The sequence below is a fragment of the Algoriphagus boritolerans DSM 17298 = JCM 18970 genome (assembly GCF_900108085.1).
GTDB lineage: Bacteria > Bacteroidota > Bacteroidia > Cytophagales > Cyclobacteriaceae > Algoriphagus > Algoriphagus boritolerans.
Window position 1 is genome coordinate 154175 of record NZ_FNVR01000006.1, and the last position, 24852, is coordinate 179026.

Here is a 24852-nt window from a genome sequence, read left to right on the forward strand (position 1 = left end):
GAAGGTATCTGTCGGCCTGGCAAAAAGGAGTGAGTGAATGGAAAACCCTTTACCAAACTTGGTTTACCTATAATAAGAAATGAATCAAACCGTAATGAAAACAGCCATTTACCTGATCCTCATTTTTTCAATATTTCTATCCTCCTGTTCCAAAAAGCTGACAGACCTTCAGGATTTATCGCCTGAACAACAAACTTCTGCTTACAAAGTAGTGAGGGACGCTTCCTACGGTTCGGATGCGGAACAGGTGATGGACGTTTACCTTTCCCAAAAGGCAAAATCCTTTGGTAAGCGAAACTTTACCGTTGTTTTCATTCATGGAGGAGGCTATTATTTCAGCGACAAAAGTCAGGAGGAAAGGTACATTGAACCTTACCTGAGGAAAGGCTTGAATGTCGTCAATCTCAATTACCGCTTGAAAAGAGGAATTCCCTTAGCCACAAGTGACTTGACCAATGCTCTGAATTATCTTGAAGCCAACAATACTAAATATGGATTGAATTTGGACAATGTGATTGTGACCGGTTTTTCTGCCGGGGCGCATATTGCAACCAATGTTGGCTTTGCGCAAAATAATCCCGAGTATCCCAATCGACTCGATAAAGGAATCACGATCAAAGGCATCATCAATTTTTCGGGTCCCGTGGATGGAGTGGATGTGGTGGAACGGGTTTTTACCGATCATGAGAATGACCAGTTCAAAGCGGTGGGAAAGGCCCTGTTCTCTTCCGAAGGGTATGAATCAAAAGAGAACATCGCCATCTACGAACCTATCACCTATTTTGATCCAAACGACCCACCCATTTTTCTCTGGCAAGGAGGCTTGGATGATCAGATTCCGCCAGTGACTTTTGAACGGTTTGTTCCTATGATGAGAAAGGGGAAAGATGTTAGAATTATTATTCCCACCGGAAAACACAGCCCAAATCAGGAGGAGTTTGAAAAGGCTTATATTGAGCTATTTAAGTTTTTGGATTTATTATAAAGACCCGCTATGAAAAGAGCAATTGTCCTTCTGATTCTTATTTTCAATTTTTCATTTGCCTTCGCCCAAAAACCACGCGCCAGAGATTTAGGCCTTCCATTCAGCGGAACCACGGGTCCATACAACGCAATATAATCGGTTAAATGAATGAACTTGGATAAATCTCTAGAATCAGAAGGGGAATAATGCATTCCACATTCAGGAAAAAATGAAACATCTGTCTAGTTTGATTTCTTTTCGTCAATGAACAATTCAATTGAGCAAACTCAAAATAAAATGCGATACCAAAAACCTACCCTTGTCCTCCTTATTTTTTCAGCCTACGCCCAACTTCTCATAGTAAGTAATGCTTCCGCACAATGGACCAACCGCTACCCCAAACTTGCTGACTTCGGCCATCATGTTTACCTGGAGCAGCATGAGCTCCCGATTCTTGCTTTTGGACCCACCGACCCGGCACCCGCACCGGATGGAAAACACCTCGCCATAGCTGCCCGAGGGTGGATTTGGAATCTGAATCTGGAGACTGGATCGGCTGTCAGATTAACCCAAGGACCGGGAATAGACTCAAGGCCACGCTGGTCTCCTGACGGTAAATTTCTAGCATTCGTTCGCGATGAAGGAAAAAATACCGCAATCATTGTTCGGGAACTGCCAAGTGGACAAGAAACAAGGATTGATACCGATGCGATCGAATTGGATCCCGAATTCTCTTCTGACGGGGAATGGCTCTACTACACCTCAGGAGTCAGCGGTTCGCTTAATCTCCGACGCCGTCACCTTACCTCAGGAGCAGACGAACAGCTCACAGAACTATCCCAAGTAGAGCGAAACGCTCGAAGACTGGCCAAAAATGATGGCCTCATGTATCTACATGCAAGTGGGTCTCACCGGGTACTTCGAATCAAAGACTTTAAGACCGGAACCGATACAATCGCACTTGCCCAGACATTGACCTATCGCTTTACAGCTGACGCTCACCCCATTCAAAATCTAATCGTTTATAGTGCTCCTATTGACAATGCACACCACCTTTGGACCATGGATCTCCATGATTCAAGGGTGAAGCACCGACTCACTGAGGGTGATCCTTTCGCCATAACACCGGCCTTCAGCACGGATGGCAATCAGATTTATTTCGTTGAACTGGACAAAAACCGTCAGTTTCGCCTGATGCGGATTTCCACCTACGGTGGCTCGCCTGAAGAAGTGAAAATTTCGAATTGGAATCTGGGAGAAGCAACCGGAACACTGAATGTAAACGTGAACGATCCTGCCGGGAAACCAATCACAGCTCGTGTCTCAATCGTTCGGGAGGATGGCAATCCCGTAGCTTTCCATGAAGATGCTACGGTCTTCGATCCGCAGACAGGTCGTCATTATTTTTACCTGGAAGGAGAATCCCAATTCAATCTTCCTGTCGGCAACTATCGGGTGACAGCAGTTCGCGGACCAATGACCCCGATGGCAGAATCATCCGTAGCAATCAAGGAAAATAATCCCTCAACTACCACGCTTACGTTGACTCCCCTCTGGAATGCTGCGGATGCAGGATACGTCTCCGCTGATCATCACGTGCATCTGAATGGTGACGGGCATCACCGCGCCACCCATGAAAATGCCCTTCGTGCGATGGCGGGAGAAGATCTTGATTTACTCGCCCCTATGTCGTGGAACCACTGGGAGCGAAGAATTGATGCCCCGATTTTAGGCAAAGAAACAATCAAAGACGGACGGATTGTCGTCCAAAGCCAGGAAGTACGATCACATTTCCATGGACATGTGGGCTTACTCGGTGCGAAAGAACCTTTTGCACCCTGGTTTTGGGGACCGACCAATCCAAAACTGGGCGACCCGGATCGAAGTAATGGCGAGGTACTGGATTTTGCTGACCGGACCGGGGCTTTCACTACTTATGTGCACCCCATCAGCGATGATTCCGATCCCTTCGACCAGTTGGATGAAGGACCCATTCCCATCGAGCTAATCTCCGATGCCGTCTTGGCTGAACGCATCGGTTTGGAAATGGTATGTGCCTGGACTAGCCCTTTGGGAAACAGTCACGTTTGGTATCGACTGCTCAATATCGGGCGACCGGTGGCAGCCATGTCGGGAACGGACATGTGGGTGGATTTCCATCGGACAATGGCAGTAGGCACCGGCCGAAATTATGTGCAGCTAGATGGAAAGGAAATCACTTCCGCATCGATTCTCGAAGCGGCAATGGCAGGAAAAGGATTTGTGACTACGGGTCCCGCTTTACTTTTCCAAGTGGGACAAAATGCTAAACCGGGAGATGTGGTCGCAAGTGGCCGACAAAATTGGGAAGCTACCCTTGCCGGAACTAATGACGTCGATGTGGTGGAGCTTGTGGTCAACGGTGTAGTAGTCGAGAAATTAGCAGGAATAAAAGCAGGAGAAACCCGACAATACAAAGGTCAAGTAAACCTCCCTGTGGGCGGTTGGGTAGCGATCCGTGCTTACACCAGCGAGCTGAAAGAAGACACTTGGCCGACTATGCATGCTCGTCCATTTGCTCACAGCTCACCCATCTGGATCGATTCCATCGGAAGCACCGATCCAACTTCCCGCAAGGCAGCAGCAGCGGATCTTATTCGGGCAATCGACGCTTCGGAAAGAATCGCAAAGGCTGCTTACGGTGAAGTCGAGATGAACCGAATGATGACTCGATTTGAAGAAGCGAGGAAAAGACTTAGGGAGCTGTTAGAATAGTCCCTTTTGGGACTTGATATGGGTAGATCAAACAATTAACCCAATCCGTGCCTTTGGGTACGGTAAATATGAGAAACCTTACAGCATTACAAATTATCTGGCGCACCTAAAGGCACGCTGTCTTTTCCTCTTATTCTATATTCTGCTAATATTTTGTCCCTGACGGGTGGGCATTAATTCTTGAAATTCTAAATTACTCGATTGATATGTTCAGGTTCCTTCGCAAAATCCGCCAAAAGCTCCTTCTGGAAAATAAAATCAGCGACTATCTCAAGTACGGGATTGGTGAAATTTTTTTGGTAGTCATCGGAATATTGATTGCCCTTCAGATCAATACCTGGAATGAAAACAGAAAACTTGACCAGCAGGAAATATCTTACCTCAATAGATTGATCCAAGAGAACAAAAGTGAAATCCTCACTTTCAAGGCAGAAATTGAGCAACTGAAAAATAATAATGAGAAAATTACAAACCTGAGTCTTGCATTCAAAAATGAGAATAGCAGTGATTCACTTCTTGTCCTCAGTGCAAGGGAATTTATGATATATGGCTCCCTTTATCCCCGTTTCAATCCTTCTATTTCCACCTATGAGGGCTTATCCAGTACAGGAAACCTAGGTGTCATAAAGGACACCTAATTACGAGACCAAATTGTCAAACACTACCAAAGTTACCAAGCCGTGGAATGGGATTACAAGATCAATACTGATTGGGCTATGCCCATTGATGCTCCGCTATTTATCCAAACAAATGCCCTAATTTTTGATACAACCCTGACTTCATCCCTTTTCCCAGAAGAATAAGACGAAAAACTGACTAATGAACTAAGATCAAATCGAGAAATCTATCTGCGAAATGCAGCCCTTCATTATTGGATCAATAAAGACTGTACGATCATGCTCCAACGAATAAAGGGGAAACTTCATCCCTCGTAAAGATTCTTGAGGAGACTATCAAAACGAAGGGCTAAGTGATAGTTCGACATTAGCTTTTAGACTCCTGATATTTGCAAAAGTTTCGCTCCTGATAATCCCGGAAAAGTAATCCCCCTCATTCGGGAAGAAATCCATGCAGTTCGTCCTAAGGGGAGGCGCTGTGGCTTTTGATTTTTTTATCTTTTCAATCACCTGCTAAATCAACTTTTAATGAAAAAACGGTTTGAGCCGCTCTTTTTAAAATTAATATGAAAACCAGCCAAGAAGGATTAAAACGGGAAGTTGGCGTATGGGGGCTCTCGGCCAATATCGTCAATATCATGGTAGGTGCCGGCATCTTTGTATTGCCAGCCATCATCGCCGAAACCATGAGGGCTTCCGGTGTGCTCGCTTATCTTTTTTGTGGATTGCTGATTGGGCTGATCATGCTGTGTTTTGCAGAGGCGGGTAGTAAAGTCACCCATTCAGGAGGGGCCTATGCCTATGTGGAGACCGCATTTGGACCATTTCCAGGATTTTTGGTTTCGGTGTTTTATCTGACGGGATCCATTTTTGCGGATGCTGCAGTTTCCAATGCCCTCGTGGAAATTTTAGCTTTGATTTTCCCTGTTTTCAAAAATCCGACAGTCAGAGTACTTTCCTTATTTTTCCTTTTTTCTGGATTGGCCATTCTCAATGTCATTGGTGTCAAACAGGGGATCGGTTTGGTCAAAATCACCACTATTGCCAAATTGATTCCGATTGTTTTATTGATCACTATTGGTTGGAAGGATGTGCAATGGGTCAATTTTGCTTGGGAATCAGAACCGACTATCCAAAAGCTGGGAGAAGCATCCCTGATTTTGTTTTTTGCTTTTATGGGTGGGGATGCAGGATTGGCCATTGGAGGGGAAATCAAAAATCCCCAAAAGACTGTTCCACGTGCGATATTTATCGGTATTTCGGGTGTCTTATTGCTTTATATCCTGATCCAATTGGTTTCTCAGGGAGTCATGGGAAGTGAACTGCCAAATTTCAAGGAAGCTCCTTTGGCAGAAACAGCTCAACTTGTTTTCGGCCCAATAGGCTATACCCTGCTTTTTGTGGGCACAGGCATATCCATGTTTGGAATGATCAGTGGACAAACCCTGAACAATCCAAGAGTGATATTTAGATTGTCCCGGGATGGCGTGATCCCTTTCAGCAAGTTGGCCTCTATTCACCATAGGTTCAAAACCCCATATTTAGCGATTTTGATTTATGCTGGGCTGGGCTTCACACTCGCGGCAATAGGTGAATTTAGGCAGCTTGCAGTGATTGCTGCTTCAAGCGTACTATTGGTTTATTTTGGGGTATCGCTCTCGGTCATCGGACTTCGGAAAAGGAAGGATTTGGATAATGGGGGTTTCAAAATCCCTTTGGGTTACACTGTTCCTATTCTTTCAGCAGGGATTATTCTCTATTTCTTATCCAATTTGACGGGATTTGAAATTCGTGGTATGCTGATTTTGATTGCTATATTGACAGTAATTTATTTTTTGAAGAAGGTATATCAGAAATGGAAAAGTCACTGAAAATCTGGATATTATAATAAAAACTTAAAACTGATGAAGATACTAGTTGCTTCCGCCATCTTGCTCTTTTTGTTCTTCAATAATTCTTACAGCCAAAATGATGATCAAGAGCAAATCCTCTCCCAACGGGAATTATCCAATCAGGCACTTTGGGGAGTTGATAGGGAGTTGAATAACACCTTAATGACTGATGAAGTCCTGATCACGACCGGTGCCGGAACGCTACTTTCGGGAAAATCAGCGCTCAAGGAATACATCTATAATGCCAAAGGCCCCAAAATGTATTGGATCAGGACGCCGGATGAAGTGCTGGTCAATTCCCAGACCCAACTGACATGGGAAAGGGGAACCTGGAAAGGATATGAAGAAAATTCGGATGAGGCAGTGGTGGGAGGAAAGTACTCCGCCCAATGGACCAAAGCCTCAGGAGCCTGGCTGATCCAATCGCAGTGGTTTGTCGCGCTGGAAAACTAAGCAAATGGAAGAAAATCAAATATCCGAAAACGAGAAAGACCTTTCCAACAAGGAAGTAATAACCTCTTTGAAAAAGAAGAACTGGAAATCCTATTTCAAGGGGTTCTTTATGCTGTTTTTGGCAATTTCATTGGGGTTTTTTGTAGAGAATCAAAGGGCCCTACGTCGAAAACAAAAGTGCCGAAGTCCTCGCGCAATCCATGTTGGAAGATTTGGAACAAGACAGAAAAGCCTTGCAGGAAGGGATCCGATTTATGGAGGAGAAAGACCAAAACATGGAAGAATTCCTTCGCCTGCTTCATACTCCCGGTGAGGTTTGGGATACGGTATCATTTTACAAAAGTATGACGATGTTTTTTTCCACTTTCCCTTTTTCTCCGACTGACGGCACTTATTCCCAAATGAAATACCCATGTCGAACGGTCGACACACAGGAGCATGATTATCTGGGGGTATTCTCCCGATAAAAGATCGGGACAGGCTATGTGGCAATTGAAAATCAAATTATAAACAGATAAATAAAAAGATATATGCTAAAATTATTCCGAAAGATCCGCCAAAGACTCCTTGAACAAAACAAGGTTACTCAATACCTAACCTATGCCATTGGTGAAATTTTTTTAGTCGTAGTTGGGATTTTAATTGCACTTCAATTCAATAACTGGAATGAAAACCAGAAAAAACTCAAAATTAAACAGCGATACGTCGAAAATTTAATTGTTGATATTACCAAAGACACCATACAACTCAATCAACAACTAGAAGTTAATTATGGGTATAAGCAAAACATTGATTCCACCTTTACTTTTATTAACCTTCTAACTCCTAATCTAGATACTCTTTTATTTCATATAAAAAACACATCAAACAATGGTTTACGTGTTATGAATACCTATAATGACAATACTTTTAATATCTTAATTTCAAGTGGTAATATCGATTTATTTTCAAATGAATTTACCAACGACCTTATGGAATTGAGCAGGCTTCAAAAAGCAGAGAAAAATGTCTCTGAATTAAACTCGGTTTATTTTTTAGAAATACAAAACACCTATCAATCAGAATACTACAATCCTCTTCATTTAAAAAATCCTCAATTGAAGAACATTTTATGGGAAAATAAAAAGGCTAAACATGCTATTTCCCAATTTATTAATATGAAACAACAACAACTACACACTGTCAACAGGTATCTTGAGTTAACTACTATAGTCCTAAAAAAGTCGGAAGAGATTTTAGAACAATTAAAAAACTCCAAAAACTTATGATCTCACTCTTCCGAAAAATCCGCCAAAAACTACTCTCCCAAAATCGGATAACCCAATACTTGGCCTATGCCATTGGTGAAATTTTTTTGGTAGTCATCGGAATATTCATCGCCATCCAAGCCAACAATTGGAATATGGCAAGAATAGAGCAGCGAGAACTTACTTTCGAACTGAAGAAACTAACCGAAAACCTGAAACAGGATATCAGCGGACTCAATGGCGTAATAAAATCCAACCACTCCATTACTTCAAATTTGGATTCAAGTTTGATAATTTTAAAAAGACCAAAGGGTTATCCAAAAGACTATTTTTTACAAAAATTCTTTTCCATCAATCAAACAGTCAAATTCAATCCCAGCAAAATCTCCTTCAATAACCTTTACTCTACAGGCAAACTCCAGGCGATCAAAAACCAAGCACTCATCGATTCCCTGTTTCAATACTACAATTTCGAATATTACATGGCGACTGAGGAGGCTATTATAAACCATACCCGGGATGTGATCAGACCCTTTTTGATGGAGTTTGATTTTCTCACCATCAATCAAGCCAACACACAAAATCACGATGATGAAACTGCATATAGTTTCGAACTAAAATCCTTAGAGGATTATGCAGGAGAGGTGAGAATCATCAATGGAATCCGATTTAAGATCTTTCTGCACTCCAATCTTGATGATTACTACAAATCCAAACTGGCATATGCAGAAAAGCTGATTGCTCAGATAAATGAAGAAATCAAATACTAAACACATGAACCAAACCAGATTTATAGCCCTTCTAGGAATGATTTTTCTAGCGGGCTGCCAGCCAAGTTCCAAAACAGAAACAGGCTACACCCTTCTCCAAGGCGCAACTTTGTACGACGGGAATGGAAATTCGATTTCCCAAAGCAAAATCCTGATCAAAGATGATCGAATAGAAGCCCTGGGAGGTCCAGAAATGGAAACACCAAAAAACGCCGATATCATTGATCTGACAGGCAAATTTATCACCCCTGGCTTGGTCGATGCCCATGTGCACTTTTCCCAAACCGGATTTTTCGATGGCCGTCCCGATGCGCTGGATATTCGGGATACGCTTCGCTTTGACAGCCTTCAAGCTAGATTGAAAAGAAATCCCAACCCGTATCTAGAAAGCTACCTACGCTCCGGAGTGACAGCCGTCTATGATGTGGGAGGATTTGAATGGATCGTAGATTTGTCCAAATCAGCCGAAACTGATCTCAATGCCCCCCATGTAGCAGCTGCGGGGCCCTTGCTCACTCCTTTTCCCCAAGACCGACTGGATATGTTCAATGTCCCTCCATCCCGACAGATGCTGGCCCTGACTTCTCCTGAATTTGGTAAAGAATTCGTCAAAAAAAATTCCGAACTCGGTTCCACAGGAATCAAAATCTGGACTATTAACTTACAGGACAGCATTTTCATGAAAAGCCTTCGGGAAGTGGCTGCAGAAATCCCGCTTCAGGGAAATCAGCTGATCGTCCATGCCACAGATCTGGATCAGGCCAAGGAGGCTATTCGGCTTGGTGCAAAAGTCTTGGTCCATAGTGTGGATGACCAACTGGTCGATGAAGAATTTATCCGGCTGGCCAAGGAATCCGGAGTCATTCTTTGTCCTACGTTGGTGGTCGTTCCGGGCTATTCCATTGCATTCAAATCGCTCCGGGGAGAATTCCCCTTAAATGATCCGAATCAGGCGGTGGATCCCGAAACCAGAAATTTGCTGAAAGCTTCCCAATCATTTTTCAAATACTACCAAGGCCAGCAAAAATTTGAGGACATGATCAAGTCAATAGAGGAAACTGACGAAAAGCTAAAATCCATCATGTACGCCAATCTTAAGCTGCTCTATGATGCGGGAATAACCATCGCACTTTCCACCGACGCAGGGAATCCGGGAACACTCCATGGAATTTCGGTTTATGATGAGTTGGAAGCCATGCAAAAAGCAGGAATCCCTGCAAAAGATTTGATCCCGATGGCCACCCAAAATGGGGCTCGAGCGATGGGAAGATTGGACGATTTTGGCACCTTGGAAGTCGGCAAAATGGCTGATCTGATCATCTTGGAAAAAGATCCGTCAATGGATGCCAGCAATTTCCGATCAATTACCCATGTGATGCGGGGAGGGTTGTTGCGGCCTGTAAATGTCCCTTTTGAGAAATAGCCTATGATCTCATTCCTCAGAAAAATCCGCCAAAAACTCCTTTCTCAAAACAAAGTCACCCGGTATTTAACTTATGCCGTTGGGGAAATTTTTTTGGTAGTGATCGGTATTCTGATTGCCTTGCAGGTGAACAACTGGAATCAAAGTCAGCAACAGACCAAACTCGAAAGAAGAATTCTGATTGAAATCAACAACAACCTGAAGGACGATCTAATTGATGTTCAGGATGAGATTGAGAGTTTTGAAATCACCATGCGACTTGATTCAATTCTTATTCAACATTTCAAATCAGGACAACCTTTTACAGACTCCATTGGTGCTTTTCTTCATGTAGTGGAAATGAGCCCACACCTTTCCCCGGGTCAAAATGGCTACAAACTGCTCCAATCAAAGGGCATAGATGTAATATCCATTGACTCCCTGCGAATGAAGATTTCAAATCTGTACGAGCGTAGCTATCCCTACTACATGACCTATGCCCGTGAGCGGTTTCAACTAATTGAATCAGAAATAAAACCCTACTGGACAAGGAATTTTTATATTGAAAAATATGACCAATGGCCCTTCCGAAAGCGTGTACCCGTCGATTATCAGGAGCTTTTGGATGACAGTCGTTTCATCCCGCTCATCCATGGGAGTTCATTTCAAGCCTCGGTGATGCTGAACCGGTCAAAAAATCTCAAAGAAGAAATTGAGGATGTACGACTTAGTATTCAGGAGTTTTTGGAAATAGATCAAAAATAAATTGTCAACCCTGCTTAAATTTTTCGAAAAATCCGCCAAAAACTACTCCAAAACCTGCCTGCAGGACAGGCAGGAATCAAGATAGGGAAATACCTTAAACATGCCTTTGGGGAAATCCAATTTTTCAAAACGATGATAATAAGTCCCGTTAGGGACTTGATATGGGTAGAACAAACGATTAGCCAAGACACAACCGTGCCTTTAGGTACGGGATAGGTAGGAAAAACCACATAATGTAAAAACCATATTGCGTACCTACGGCACGCTATTCCCGATTACAAATCTTTTTTCTACCAATTTTTTGTCCCTACTGGACATTTTCCACTAAAATTCACTATTTCTTCTCCAACGGTCCTCACAAGAACCATCCGTTCCATTTTCGCCTAAGAAAACTAATACGCCTCGTTGGGACTAAAATTCCGGCTGTTCGTCCTAGGCAGATTTTAGATTTGATTATGATGTTTTAGTTTAAAAGCTAAATCCTCCAGCGGGGGAAAATTTTTCAAAAACTTAACACACTACTCTTAAACCTGATCCCCCGCCAGGAGGATTTTCAATCCTATGGATCAAATCTCCCCTTCCACCTTTGCTCCTCTACAAGAGTCCGAGCGTATCCAATCCCTCGACGTCATGCGCGGGATTGTCCTTTTTGGAATTTTATTAATGAATATCAACTCCTTCGGATTGGCAAATTCCTACAATGACCCTACCGTGGCCGGTGGATTTTCAGGATGGAACCTCTACACCTGGATAACGACCAACATGTTTTTTGAAGGAACCATGCGCGGACTGTTTTCCCTCCTTTTCGGTGTTGGGATGTTTATTTTTCTAGACCGATTGACAAAAAAGGGAGCAGGTATCAAGGCTGCAGATATATTTTTCCGGAGGCTTACCTGGCTTCTTGTATTTGGACTGATTCACGGGTATCTCTTGCTTTGGACAGGAGAGATATTGTACGATTATGCGCTCATGGGTTTTTTAGTGTATTCATTTAGAAACATGCCCCCAAAGAAATTGATTCTGGCTGCAGCCATTTTGGTTTTAGGAGGAATGACTTGGAATTATTCGGACTTTCGAAAAAGTGAAAAATTGGCCGCGGATGTCGCCCTTATTGATACCTACAAAGCAGAAAATAAAGCGCTGACCAAGGAGCTTAAAGAATCCCAATCCGAATGGGAAGAGTATCAGGAAGAACGCTCTCCCGAATATATATCAGAATACAATGCATCAATGCGAAAAGGCTATTTTGATGTGGTTGCATTTTTGGCACCGATCAATTCTCATTACGATCAATTTATGTCTTACCGATATGGCCTTTGGGACGTTCTCAGCATGATGTTGGTCGGAATTGCGCTATTTAAGTGGAATATCCTTTCTGGGAAAAAATCATTTGCTTTCTATGGTGGAATGGCTGCAATCGGTTATCTGATCGGACTTTCCATCAATTATTATGAACTCCAAGTCGTTTTGAATGGTCAGTTTTCTCCCGTTTCAATAGCAAAGTCGAATCTCACCTATGACCTGGGAAGAATCGCTACTTGCATGGGCCACATTGGACTAATCATGCTATTCTCTAAATCGAATTTTTTGATTTGGCTGAAAAGTAGCCTTTCATCGGTCGGCAAAATGGCACTGACCAATTACATCATGCACTCTGTCATTTGCATGATTGTCTTTACCGGCGTGGGTTTTGGCCTCTTCGGAAAGTTGCAACGCTACGAACTCCTATATGTAGTCTTTTCGATCTGGATTTTTCAGCTCATCCTAAGCCCCATCTGGCTTCGGTATTTTCAATATGGTCCTTTGGAGTGGCTTTGGAGAAACTTGAGCTATAAGAAAGTTCATGCGATGAGAAAGGAGTTACCCGCAGCAGGGATGACCTTACCGCGTTAATTTTCGGATTGTTGACCACTATTTTTCTCAATAGGACTTAGTAATCTTTCTTTAAACCTTACGCGGAAAGAATCTAACCTTCTTCGGACAATAAAACCTCCAGTTCGTCCCAGGCTTCTTTCGAATTGCTGATAATATTGTGATTTTGAGGCCATTAAATAAATTTTTACCATTTCTTAACAATCAAATCAATTTACCATGAAAACTTTCAAAACAATTTTAACCTCTGTTTTCCTGCTTTTGCTGACGACCCTTGTGGCATTGGCACAGGAAGTGACTCTGGAATTTCAAAATGCGGCAACTGCTCTAGAGGTAGTTCAGAAATACACCAAAGCGCTTCAAGCCGGAGATGTGGCAACGATGAATGCTCAATTCGCCTCGAATGCAATGATCTATGGTTTGGGCGGAGGCTTGGACTCACTTACTGTGGCCCAACACAAAGAATATTACACTACGAGTACCAATACTTACAAGCACAGCCTTTCGCAAGAGCTTTATCTTCCCGTCAAAGTAACGAACAACTGGAATGAAGGGGAGTGGATCTTAACCTGGGGAACCAATACCCTAACCAATAAGGCAACAGGCAAGACCATAGTGGTCCCTTATCATACCGCGGGTAGAGTAATGAATGGTAAAATTGTCTTTTTGCGCTATTGGTATGACATGCTCAATATTCTCGAGACTCAGGGCTTCAAGGTGACACCTCCAGCAAAATAAGCCAGGTAAAAGAATTAAACAAAAGCTAAACTCCTTTGGTAGTCTTAAGGCACCAAGGGAGTTTTTTATTAAAGGTTTTTTTGATTGATCCCTATTGGAGCCTTTCCCATGTCAATTTGGGAATAAAGAGTCAAAGTAACCCCGGGTAAATCCGAGGATTACAAGCCGAACCTAGGGGGAATAGATTTTAACAAGGGAGCTGATTTTTTTAATTCCCTCAGGAAAGATTATCATAAGATTCGGACAGTAATTCCATTCGTTCGTCCTAAGTAGTTTTCATATGAAGGCAATTACCAATAGCTTGATCAGATGAATTTTATTCAGCCCTTTCCTGAAATATACCGTGTCACTATTTGCTTTTCTCTGTAAACAAAAATAGAAACGGGAACGCCGAAAACCGAACCCAGTAGGCACCAAACAACCAAAATAATGCGCAAGAAAAACTATTTCCCTCTGGCGATCGCTTGTATCGCCCTAACGCTGTTCAGTGTGGCCTGTAGTCCGGCTACGGAGAAAACACCTGCTGTGGAAGAGATGGCTCCACCAGTAGCCGCAGAACCGGATATGAATGCCATCAAAGCAGAAATCCAAGCCATAGAAACAGCATTTGCTGCGGCTGACAATGCGCGGGATGTCAATGCAATCTTAGCTTTCTATAGTGATGATGCGGTGACCATGGGATCCGGAGAACCGATGTCAGTGGGTAAAGCGGCCATTCAAAAAACAATTGAAGCTGGTTTTGCAGAAAGCCCTGACGGCGGTACCGTCACCTACGAAGTATTGGAAGTATTTGGGGATGAAAACCAAGTCACCGAGGTAGGAAAGTCCACCCGAATGGATGCCACCGGTAAGGTCACTTCCACCGGCAAATACATGGCCATCTGGGAAAAGCGTGATGGCAAATATGTGTGCATCCGGGACATCGGAAACAGTGATTCGAAGGAAGATTAAGACTTATTCAATCGAATTGGAAACTGAAAACACAACAATTAACTAATTAAAAAATATCATGACAACTGTTAAAAATTACCTGTTTATCGCTGCATTGTTTCTTATAACAATCCCGGCTATCGGTCAAGAAAATAGTGACTCGAAGAAAAACTTGTCCCTTGTAGACGGACTTTATAAGTCCTTTGCCGTAGGTGATATTCCTGCTGTTTTGGGAGGATTGGATCCTAATGTAGTCTGGAACGAAGCCGAAGGAAATGCCTATGCTGATGGCAATCCTTACATAGGTCCGGATGCTGTACTTAATGGGATTTTTGGCAGATTAGGCGCTGATCATGAGTATTTTAACTTAAAGGACATCGTCCTTCACGAAATGGCAAACGGCAAGGTATTGGCAACCTTGCGATATGATGCCAAATTCAAGAATGGCAAGGCTTATAATGCACAAGTAGCTCATCTGTGGTCACTAAAAGACGAAAAAGTAGTGTCTTTTCAACAGTATGTGGATACAAAAAAATTGCACGAGGCTCTGGCTAAGTAAAGCAACTACCCTATGGCCAAAACCCTCACCCTTGTCCCCGAAAAACCCAAAGCCTGGCTTTTGCTTTTGGCTTGGGTTTTCATCCTGGTTTTCGCAGGAAAATTTATCCTGCATGATGCTTTGCCCTATTTCAGCATGAATGAAGAAATTTTCGGCAGATATTGGTCGATGAAATGGCCGCTGATCGGTCATATTTCCGGAGGATTGCTAGCCTTAGTTTTAGGACCTTTCCAGTTTTGGGCCGGATTCCGAAACAGGTACCTGAAGGTCCACCGATGGATGGGCAGGTTGTACCTGACTGGAATCTTGATTGGGACCATCAGTTCTGTGACGCTGGCTTTGACTGTCGGAATGGCTATCCATTGGACTTGGGCACTTTCCCTAATTGTTTTGGCATTTGCATGGATTTCCACCACGGGGATGGCATTCCGATATATCCTATTGAAGCGGACTAATCTGCATAAAGAATGGATGATTCGGAGCTATGTGGTGACTTTTGGTTTTGTCTTCTTCCGATGGCTGACCAGTCAGTCTTTCTATTACGAATTGGGAACATTTCCGGAAACCGGGCCTACTGCCATTTGGATTGCTTGGGTCATCCCCCTTTTCATCACCGAAATCATTTTACAATGGAATAAGAAATAATTCGGTTTTACTTTGGACTAAAGGAATTTGACGAGGAGTGAAAACAGACTTTCTGGTATCTGTTGAGAAGTCCTATTAACCGGATTGGGAAATAAAGGGACGAAGAAATTCAAACCCATCAAACCTTATTCATCATCCGGTGTAGCTCTTCTTTGTATTGTTTTCCAATAGGAATCAGTTTTCCATTGATTTCCACATAGGATTCCGCCACAGCTTCCAGCCTTGAAAAATTGACCACGAACGACCGGTGAATCCGGATAAACCTCCTGGAGTCGATTTTTTCACAAAGTTTGTTCATTGGGCTTACTATAAGGTAGGTTTGGCCAACAGTGAAAATTTTACAATAATTCCGATCTGCCTCCACATAAAGGATCTCATCCAGCATTACTTTGACTAGCTTGTTATTGTTGCGAATAAAAATCCGATCTTCCTGAGAATCCACAAACGTATCCTCCACAGAAACTGGAGCCCTTTTCTCCAGTATTTTTTCTTCCACCAGAGCAATTGTCCGTTCGAGATTTAGGTTGGTAAAGGGTTTGGCGATAAACGCAAAAGGATGTGTCTCCTTGGCCTTTTGAAAGGTCGCATCATCCACATTGGCCGTCAGGTAAATCAGCGGAATATCGAGGTATCGCCGGATGGCATGTGCTGCATCTATCCCGTTCGATTCGCCTTTGAGTTGAACATCCATGAGGATCAAATCGGGTTTTGTTTCCAATGCATGATGGATCGCTTCCTTCGCTTTTGTTTCGATTCCCGTCACTTCATAGCCTAGATTGGACAGCTGCAAACTGATATTGGCAGCGATGATCATGTCATCTTCCACGATCAATATTTTGGTTTTTTCCATTATGCAGCTTTGCTTAGTTGAAATTCAAAAATAATTGCAGTTCCTTTTTGGGTCTGTAGGGTCATCTTTCCGTCCAGCTGAATGGTAAGCAAACGAATCAGTTCACTCCCGAAGCCTGTACCCAGAATCGGTGGATTGGCCGTCATGCCGACACCATTGTCTGAGACAATCAGATATAACTGATTTTCCTTTTCGATCAGGCGAAGTTCAATCTCTCCAAAGCGATCTCCCGGAAACGCATATTTTAAAGAATTGGATATGAGCTCATTGACTATCAATCCGATGGGGATAGCCAAATCCACATCGAGTAGAAGTGGCTCCATGTCTGCAATGAACCGGACACGTTCGGTTGCATCAAAGGTATCAATGATGTGATTTCCCAAATTTTCAAAAAATCCCTTCATCTCTATCTCTTTCATATTTTCGCCCTGGTACAATCGCTGATGGATCATTCCCATGCTTTGGACACGGTTTTGGGTTTCCTCCATAATCTTCCGAAGTTCTGTACTTTGGACTTTAGAGGTCTGCAGCGATAACAAGCTGGAGATGGTCTCCAGATTATTCTTCACCCGATGATGGATTTCCTTGAGTAAAAATTCCTTCTCTATGTTCTTCTTCTCCAACAAGCGACTGTATTTCATTTTCTTGAGAAAAACCCGGTAAAGAATAAACAGGAATATACCCAAAATCGCAGAAAAGGTTAGAATGAATAATTGTAAAATTCGATTTTTGGAGAGTTGTGCTTCCTGAAGCTTGATGGTGTTTTCTTTTTGAGCGAGCTTCATTTCTGTCTGCAAAGTTGAAATCCTGTCATTTGCCTCTGCAGAAAATACTTCCTGCCTCAATTGATCATAAATCCGGTTGGCTTCAAGAGCCAGAGCAAACTCTTCATTCCCTTCCAGCGCTTTGCTCAATTCCTGATAGGCCAAACCCAGGAAATATTTATCTCCAAAATCGGGTGTGGCGACCTGTATACTCTTTTGCAAAAAACCAACCCCCTCTTCAAAATTCCCTGAAAGATTACTCGCGCGACCTAAGGATAAATACGAGCGCATGACCATAAAATTATTTTCCAGAAGCGTTGCATATTTCAGCGCTTCCTTTCCGGAAACAACAGCCCTATCAAAATCACCATTTTGGGCATAAAGCTCCGAAAGTGCGATATAGCTATCGCTCAGATTATTGTAAAAGCCATATTTCTCACCGATCTGAATGGCCTTCTCAAAATAAATTTCCGCTTCGTTGAGCCTTTTTAATTCCACAAGATTATTCCCCACGACGTGAAGCGTAAAGTCATAATCGAGGTCTTCCAAACCCCGTTTTTCAAAAATTTCAAGAGATCGCAAGCCATATTCCAATCCCACATCCGGCTTACCCTGCTTCCAAAACAGGTTGCTCATATCAGAGTAGGCCATGGCAATGGCCTTTTGATCCCCATGAGTATCACCGATTTTTAAGGTTTTGGCTGCATAATCAAATGCCTTCCCCAAGTCACCGCGTCTTTCCTGGACATAACCCAGGTTAGTGTATAGCAACCAACTCTCGGACTCGGGAATCTTGGCTATGGCATTAGTCAATAACAGCTCGGCCAGATCCAATTCCTCCATGCGGAGCAAAATCGCCGCCTGAGATACTTCCAGCTTTCCCTGCCAATAATTGTTCTTCAACCTGATTGCGTCATCGATTCCTTGATTGGTTACCTCCAGGGCCTTGTTTAGATTTCGGGTATGATAGTAGTAACCCAAGTCATTCAGGATTTTTAATCGTAAGAGGGAATCGCTCTGAATCAAAGGCAATGATTTTTCCAAAACCTCAAGATACTCCTGACCAAAATCATCCGTATCCACAAAAATTTCCCTGTATTGGATTACGCCATTCCTCTCTTCTATCTGAGCGAAAGCCAGAATCGGATATAAAAAAAACAAAAGGACAAAAAACCGCTTCATTCGTTAAATATAGTATTTTGAAAGTCAATTTTTTGTATTTAAAAAATTCTCTGGAAAGAAAAAAGACCTGTTAGAAAGGTATTTACCCTCCTTCGTCCCAGAGCACTTTCATTTGAGGAGCCTTTCTTCCAAATTAACCCCTGTACCAAAGGATGGGATGGTCTTTTCAATTCTCAAAAGAAAAAAGGATGTTCAATCACGAGGTAAAAATCAAACTGAAAAACTTGTTCTAAACGGCTAAAAATTCGCAAAATCATGAAAAAGCTAAGCTTATTCTGTGTGTTCGCAACCTTGCTTTTCGCCTGCGAAAACACCAAACGCTATACCCAGCAATCCGCCGAAATTGAAACGGTCAAATCCATCATCGGCAACTATGTCAATGGCGAATGGGAGGCCTACCAATCGCATTACGCCGAAGGAGCTCAAATTTTTTTCAATGCTACCGAAGACAAACCTGCTACAATCCAGCAGATCATTGCGCAGCAAAAAATGGAAGTGGAACCCTTTAGTTCCTATTCCTTTGATCGGGAAAATGAGGCCATAGAAATGGTGCTGGACGACAAAGGAGAAACCTGGGTGAATTATTGGGGAGTTTGGAAAGGAACTTTGGCTGCTACCGGAAAAACCTACGAAACTCCGATTCACCTCACCTCCCAATTTGTGGACGGGAAGATCGTCAAATCTTACGGATACTGGGACAATGCACCCCTTCAACTGGATATGATGGCCATGCAACTGGCTGCTGAAAAAGCTGCTCAACAAGCCGCTGAGGAATCACCAAAATAAAACCACCAAACAGATTTTTTAGTAACCGGGAAGAGCTTGAATTTCGATTGAGCTTTCTTCCCGGTTTATTTTTAATATGTATAGTGATTCTCATTATTTGACTACAAGCTCTCAAGGGTTTGGCGTTTTCCCATTCTTAAAACTCTTATCCGGATAGGCCGGCGCCTGAGGGACAGCTCTTGGATCGGCTTTGATCAGCTCTTTCAAATGCTCGATCGCTGCATCGAGCTGCGCATCTTTTCCTTCGAAAGTCGCCTTCGGTAGATTGATCACTTCGATGTCAGGAATAAAGCCGACACCTTCGATAAGCCATTCGCCTTCTTCGCCATAGACCCCGTTCATCGGAGCGCGAGCCACGCCGTTGTCAGTCAGCGTATTCACTCCGGAAAGCCAAACTTCTCCACCCCAAGTGCGCGCGCCGATGGCTTGTCCCATGTCGAGTCTTCGGAAGCCTTCGGCAAAAGCTTCCCCATCAGACGCCGTTAACTCATCCACGAGTAAAACCAAATGGCCACGGAAGGCATAGGGCATATTCCAGTACGGTTCGCCGGTTCTACCTTTCCAGTAGAAAAAGACTTCCCGCATCAGCTTTTCTAAAATAAAAGAATCAATATTGCCTCCACGATTTTGGCGGACATCGATGATGAGGCCGGACTTTTTAAACTGGGGATAAAAGTCCCGATACCACTGCCCGATATCCGGTGCGGTCATGGCACGAAGGTGGACGTAACCGATGTCTCCATCTGACTTTTCCTCAGCCATCAAGCGACGGGTATATTCCCATTCGTTGTAGCGAAGGTTGGATTCCTCTTGGGAAGTCATCGGAACAATGATCCGATCGCCTTTGTCGCCGCCCGTAGCACTCAAGACCTTGATTCGGGTTTGCTTGTTGGCTTTTTCTCTGAGCAAATACAATAAATCCGGAGCGTCCATTACCGAAACTCCGTCGATATGCGTGATCACATCGCCTTCGGAAATATTCAGATCCGGATGAGAAAGGGGAGACATCTCGTCCGGATAGTCCGGATCGCTCAGAAAAATATGGTCGATCGTATAGCCTTTCTGCTTTTCATTTTTGGAAAACCTTGCTCCCAGCATCCCAAACTGAATCTGATCCTCGCCACTTCGCAAATCTCCTCCACCAACAGAAGTATGAAGCACGCTGAGTTCGCCGATCAGCTCGCCCATCACATCAGAAAGCTCCCGACGCGTGGTCACCCGATCCACCAACGGCAGATACTTCTCATGCATCGCATCCCAATCCACGCCGTGCATGTTGCGGTCGTAGAAGTAGTCCCGCTCCATTCGCCAAGCGTCAGTATAGATCTGCTTCCAGTCTTCCCGAGGATCCACTGAAAACTTCCAACCATTGAGACTTAGCTGATTTTTGGACAGGTCGGAAACGGGTGAGGTTCCCAACTCGACGAGGTAATGGTTTGATCCGCTTCGCAAAAGCGCATACTTGTTATTCAGCGAGGTCACGAAGCTGTTGACTTTGTCAGCAAAGACCTTTTGCTCGACTTTTTCATCAATTGGCGTCATCATCAATGCCGGATTATCGTCATTCGGTGCTCCGCCTCCATAGTAAATGCCCATTCCAGGCCCCACTCGATGGTAGTAAAGAGCCTTGTCCGTCACCACCAAGTTCTTATAATTTCCGGCAGGGATCGGCACCTCACGAACCCGCTCCATCAATCCTTCTTCCTCAATTGTGACGACAACGGAACCCTCTGATTTTTTCTCTTCGGCAGGCTTCAGTTCATTTTTGGGTTGGAAAGGGGAAACCAAACCATTTTTCAGGCCAACCTGATAGATTTTGATCTGCTTTTCCCAGAAGGGTTCCGGCTGACGGGTGCCCCAAGGTGAACCGATTTTCGATTCGAAATTCCGATCAGATAGGAAGTAAATCCACTTGCCATCGGGACTCCATTGCGGGTTCATGCTGTTGGTGCGGTCGGAAGTCAGGGAAATTCGCTTGCCGGTTTCCGCATTGAAAATAAAAAGCTGCATAAAGGTATTGGAAGCAGCCTGTCCGTAGGCCAGCCACTTGCTGTCCGGTGACCAAGCCATAGCCCCGCTGATGTCTTCGTCAGTGGCTGTGGCTTTGGTTTTTTTGCCAGTGGACAAATCCTGTATCCAAAGCATATTATCCAGATCGTAATAGGCCAGTTTTTTCCCATCGGGAGAGGGCAAAAGTCCAAATCGAAGTGTGGTACCATCTGAAGTGAGTTTTTTCCCCTGATCCAATCCCAAGCCGGAATATTGGTGGATTTCAAACTCTCCGCTTTCGTCAGAAAAAGTCAGGATGTCTTTTCCGTCAGGAGAAAAAACGGCATCCCGATAGCGTACGCCGTCTTTTTGGCTGAGGCGAAGAGAACGACCCTGATTTGCAGGAAAAACAAAAACCCGGCCTCGGGCAGTGAGGGCCACTTTTTCACCATCATTACTGATGGAGCTAGTACTGATATAATTCGCGGGATTGTCGATCCAATATTCCCGCATCTGCTCAAAATCGGAAGTCAGGCTAACCGCCAATTTCTTCTCCTGCGCACTAGCCAAGTCATGCACATACAAATCCGCCCCGGATCGGTACACCAGGTTCGTTCCTTGAACCGCAAGTTCTCGCACATCGTAGCTTGGCTGCTTGGTATGCTGCTTCAGATCCAAGCCATTTTCGTTCATGGACCAGACATTTTGGATGCCATCACGGGAAGACAGGAAATACACCCGTCCATTATGGTGAATCGGATGGTGATCCTCGCCTTTGTAGTCTTGGGTCAACTTGACTGCTTCAGCCTGGCCGGAAGTATATTTCCAGAGCTGTCGGGCAGTGCCTCCTTCATAGCGCTTAGTCACATTGTTGTGAAAAGTAGGTCTTACGAAATAGTAGGTGTCGCCGGAAGCATTGAAACTCCCCTCGGCTGCCATTTCGAGCGGAATGATACTTTTGTTTCCATTTTCGATATTGATCACGACCGTATTCAGGCGTGGCAAAGTGGAATATTGATTGGTCACATAGGCGACTTCTGTGGCCGATTTCCAATCTGTCGGCACGGAAGGTGCTGGTTCATAAGTCAAGCGCCTCGGCAAGCCTCCGGAGATTGGAATCAGATAGACCTCTGTCGGACCCTCGTAAGTGGCGGCATAGGCTACCCATTTCCCATCCGGGGAGATTTTGGGCGAGCTCTCTTCACCGGCATGCGTGGTCAGCCGAGTGGCTTCGCCTCCGCCAAGGGACGTCTTCCATAGGTCGCCTTCCGCTACAAAGACGACGGTATTTCCATGGACATCCGGGTGCATAAAATAGCCGGGAGTAGTTTGGCTGATTCCAAATAGGGGCAAAATCAGCACAAGGCTGACCGCTAGGCATATTTTCATAATCAGAAGGGGATAGGGGTCAAAATGCAACAGGCGGAAGTTAGGAAAAATTGAAAGTCAATTGGACTGAATTTATTTTTTTGGCCCGAGGCAGAATTTTATTGGCTAATTAAATTATTTACAATATTTTCGATAGGCTTAATTTTATTTCTTCTTCAATCTGGTTTACGATTTTTGCAGATTAAACCATTTAAATCCCTGTGCATTTCGAAAAACAAGACATTTATTACCCATTCTAAAATTTAGTTCATGCAAAACTGTCACCTGAATTAAGTCGAATTACCCCTTACCGATCAAAATAATGGCCCCTTTTATTCGTAGACTATCAAGAATTTATTCATTCATTTTAGCAACCTGTTTTTGGATAGGATCATCTCACTGCTCGCATGCCCAGTCCATCTACGAGCAGATCGGCAGGCTGCCCGTCACTACCTACACTGCGGAGGAGTATGATGGGGCTCCGGTTGTACTTTCTGCCATCCAGAGTGAGGAGGGACTGATGTATTTTGGGACATCAGAGGGGATCCATGAATATGATGGAGTATCATGGCGCGCACTTTTTGATCGAGTGAACTTTAGGTTGATCCGAGGTTTTGCCAAAGATCCTTCCGGCCGGATATTTTATGCGGGGACAGATTTTGGTTATTTGGAAACAGACACGAAGGGAGAAACCAAGGCAGTCTCCCTGCTTCATCTGATTCCGGAAGAAATCATATCAGGAATAGAGATCTTTCCAATCAATTTCTTGGATAAGTATTTGTTCCTAGTGAGTAGGGAGAACCTTATAAGACTGGAACTTGCGGAAGATTTTTCTCTGAAATCCCTCAAGACCTGGCCGGCGGAGACAACATTTAGTTATGCCTTTGTACAGGGAGATGATTTTTTTATCCACCAAAATGAACGGGGTTTGTTCCAATTAATTGAGGAGGAAATCAAGCTTGTTCCTGGAACAGAAATTTTGGGAAAGGACCGTTTCAGGATTATGCTTCCTTACCCAAGTGAAGGTGGGAAGACTTTTTTATTTGGAGGTTTTTCTACAGGATTCTACCTATTTGATGGGACTTCCGTTAGTAAGTTTGCAACTGAGGTGGATCAACTCATTAAAGAAGGTGCAGGGCAGCTAGTCCATGCGCTTCCCTATCAGGGCAATTACATTCTATCTTTTTTTGGAGCAGGAATTGTCATCCTGAGTTCCAAAGGTGAACTATTGAACAGGATTGGAACAGAACAAGGGCTGCCCACTGATGTTGTGAGGAATGTTTACCTGGACCGAGGTCAGGGACTTTGGGCTACGACTGAGGATGGAATAGCAAGGATATCCATTGGTTCTCCGATCCAAACCTTTGGAAAAGACCTGGGAATCACTTCTTTTGTTAGGTCTATTCAAAAGCAAGGTAAAGACTTCTACTTAGGGACCACAAACAATCTGGTAAAGTTTGATCAAAAAATCAATGCCTTCAAATCGGTCCCGGGATATAATACCTTTGGAAGCGGGTTTTTAAATTTTGATGGACAAGATTTAATAGTAGCAAATGGTCCATCATTGGAGGTCATTACCGCAGGTAAAACCATCAAGTTGGATTTTCCCAAGGATGGGAGCGTTTCAAGTAGAACATTAATTCCAAAAAATAACCCCAACATCCTTTTGGTAGGAACCAGCACTGGCCTTCTGGTCTATGAAAGGGGGCTGTCCAAAGAATTTCCTTGGGAATTAAAAGGAAAAGCTCCTGAAATTGGGCCCACACAATTTTTATTTGAAGGAAAAGATGGGAGGATATTTACTGCTGGAGCAGAAAAAATAAATGCATTAAGAATAGAGGAAAACAAACTGGAATCTAAAGGAGCGCTACCTATCAAATCCAAGGCATTTGAAGTGTCTACTTCGTCTACCTTCTCCCTAATCGACGGGGAGTTTTATGTTAGATCCTCCGAGGGCTTCCAGAAATTTTCGGAAAAAGAGCAGGATTTTTTGCCCACTGATGACTTTGAAGCCGTAGAGGCAGAAATAAGGGACTTTAACCAAGCCAATACCGGAATCATCTGGGCCGAATCCAAAGCAGGAAAAAAATTTGTATTGAAGCGGAATGAAGCGGGAAAATTTGTAAAAGATGATACGCCAAATTCAATTGCTCCTTATTTGACTTGGTATGATTTTATAGATGAAGACAGCATCCTGTGGTTTGGATCACAGAAAGGATTGGTTCGTTACGATCCCAAAAAGGACAATCAGAGCGACAAAGAATTTTTCACCCTGATCCGAAGAATCGAAACCAAGACCGATACG

20 protein-coding genes are annotated in these 24852 nt (G+C 43.7%); 17 read left to right on the top strand and 3 right to left on the bottom strand.

What is annotated here, in order from left to right; all coding sequences use genetic code 11:
* The first annotated feature begins 94 nt into the window (after positions 1-94).
* The 15 genes from C4S61_RS08220 to C4S61_RS08295 all read left to right on the top strand — a co-directional run bounded on the left by C4S61_RS08220 (position 95) and on the right by C4S61_RS08295 (position 15608).
* The gene (locus C4S61_RS08220) at positions 95-985 is read left to right on the top strand and encodes an alpha/beta hydrolase (protein ID WP_160111216.1); all 891 of its coding nucleotides are present in this window, start codon (positions 95-97) and stop codon (positions 983-985) included.
* Positions 986-1261: 276 nt separating this feature from the next.
* A complete protein-coding gene (locus tag C4S61_RS08230) occupies positions 1262-3718 on the top strand; it encodes a CehA/McbA family metallohydrolase (RefSeq protein ID WP_103924312.1) in 2457 nt (818 codons plus the stop codon).
* Positions 3719-3924: 206 nt separating this feature from the next.
* Entirely contained in the window at positions 3925-4356 is a 432-nt protein-coding gene (locus C4S61_RS08235) for a DUF6090 family protein (RefSeq protein ID WP_103924313.1), read from the top strand.
* Positions 4357-4901: 545 nt separating this feature from the next.
* Positions 4902-6206 carry an APC family permease gene (locus C4S61_RS08240; protein ID WP_103924314.1) on the top strand — a complete coding sequence of 435 codons (1305 nt, stop codon included), beginning with the start codon at positions 4902-4904 and terminating at the stop codon, positions 6204-6206.
* Positions 6207-6239: 33 nt separating this feature from the next.
* Entirely contained in the window at positions 6240-6680 is a 441-nt protein-coding gene (locus C4S61_RS08245; protein ID WP_235009873.1) for a nuclear transport factor 2 family protein, read from the top strand.
* 200 nt (positions 6681-6880) lie between these two features.
* Complete coding sequence (locus C4S61_RS08250) at positions 6881-7147, top strand: hypothetical protein (protein WP_103924315.1); 267 nt, start codon at positions 6881-6883, stop codon at positions 7145-7147.
* Between the two features lie 63 nt (positions 7148-7210).
* Positions 7211-7948 carry a DUF6090 family protein gene (locus tag C4S61_RS08255; RefSeq protein WP_103924316.1) on the top strand — a complete coding sequence of 246 codons (738 nt, stop codon included), beginning with the start codon at positions 7211-7213 and terminating at the stop codon, positions 7946-7948.
* Positions 7945-8697, top strand: coding sequence for a DUF6090 family protein (locus tag C4S61_RS08260; RefSeq protein ID WP_103924317.1), 753 nt, complete (start codon positions 7945-7947; stop codon positions 8695-8697). Before C4S61_RS08255 ends, C4S61_RS08260 begins: the two co-directional genes overlap by 4 nt.
* Before the next feature lie 4 nt (positions 8698-8701).
* Positions 8702-10120, top strand: coding sequence for an amidohydrolase family protein (locus C4S61_RS08265; protein ID WP_103924318.1), 1419 nt, complete (start codon positions 8702-8704; stop codon positions 10118-10120).
* 3 nt (positions 10121-10123) lie between these two features.
* Positions 10124-10864 (top strand): DUF6090 family protein, encoded by a 741-nt coding sequence (locus tag C4S61_RS08270; RefSeq protein ID WP_103924319.1) that lies wholly within the window; start codon positions 10124-10126, stop codon positions 10862-10864.
* Between the two features lie 561 nt (positions 10865-11425).
* Positions 11426-12757 (top strand): DUF418 domain-containing protein, encoded by a 1332-nt coding sequence (locus C4S61_RS08275; protein ID WP_235009875.1) that lies wholly within the window; start codon positions 11426-11428, stop codon positions 12755-12757.
* Between the two features lie 198 nt (positions 12758-12955).
* Positions 12956-13474: a nuclear transport factor 2 family protein gene (locus tag C4S61_RS08280; RefSeq protein ID WP_103924320.1), complete on the top strand. Its 519-nt coding sequence runs from the start codon at positions 12956-12958 to the stop codon at positions 13472-13474.
* 429 nt (positions 13475-13903) lie between these two features.
* A complete protein-coding gene (locus tag C4S61_RS08285) occupies positions 13904-14425 on the top strand; it encodes a YybH family protein (protein ID WP_103924321.1) in 522 nt (173 codons plus the stop codon).
* Positions 14426-14483: 58 nt separating this feature from the next.
* Positions 14484-14963 carry a nuclear transport factor 2 family protein gene (locus tag C4S61_RS08290; protein WP_146064363.1) on the top strand — a complete coding sequence of 160 codons (480 nt, stop codon included), beginning with the start codon at positions 14484-14486 and terminating at the stop codon, positions 14961-14963.
* Between the two features lie 12 nt (positions 14964-14975).
* A complete protein-coding gene (locus C4S61_RS08295) occupies positions 14976-15608 on the top strand; it encodes a DUF2306 domain-containing protein (protein ID WP_103924322.1) in 633 nt (210 codons plus the stop codon).
* A gap of 118 nt (positions 15609-15726) precedes the next feature.
* On the opposite strand, the gene C4S61_RS08300 is transcribed toward C4S61_RS08295, so the two are convergent.
* Both C4S61_RS08300 and C4S61_RS08305 read right to left on the bottom strand, forming a co-directional pair.
* The gene (locus C4S61_RS08300; RefSeq protein ID WP_103924323.1) at positions 15727-16458 is read right to left on the bottom strand and encodes a LytR/AlgR family response regulator transcription factor; all 732 of its coding nucleotides are present in this window, start codon (positions 16456-16458) and stop codon (positions 15727-15729) included.
* Complete coding sequence (locus C4S61_RS08305; RefSeq protein ID WP_103924324.1) at positions 16458-18404, bottom strand: tetratricopeptide repeat-containing sensor histidine kinase; 1947 nt, start codon at positions 18402-18404, stop codon at positions 16458-16460. The genes C4S61_RS08300 and C4S61_RS08305 overlap by 1 nt, the downstream gene beginning before the upstream one ends.
* A gap of 255 nt (positions 18405-18659) precedes the next feature.
* Here C4S61_RS08305 and C4S61_RS08310 point away from each other — a divergent pair, with 255 nt between their 5' ends.
* Positions 18660-19190, top strand: coding sequence for a nuclear transport factor 2 family protein (locus tag C4S61_RS08310; RefSeq protein ID WP_103924325.1), 531 nt, complete (start codon positions 18660-18662; stop codon positions 19188-19190).
* 111 nt (positions 19191-19301) lie between these two features.
* Here C4S61_RS08310 and C4S61_RS08315 read toward each other — a convergent pair whose 3' ends face one another.
* Positions 19302-22568 carry a S41 family peptidase gene (locus tag C4S61_RS08315; protein ID WP_103924338.1) on the bottom strand — a complete coding sequence of 1089 codons (3267 nt, stop codon included), beginning with the start codon at positions 22566-22568 and terminating at the stop codon, positions 19302-19304.
* 301 nt (positions 22569-22869) lie between these two features.
* Here C4S61_RS08315 and C4S61_RS08320 point away from each other — a divergent pair.
* Positions 22870-24852 (top strand): ligand-binding sensor domain-containing protein (locus C4S61_RS08320; RefSeq protein ID WP_146064364.1); only part of this gene is annotated, 1983 nt, incomplete at its 3' end.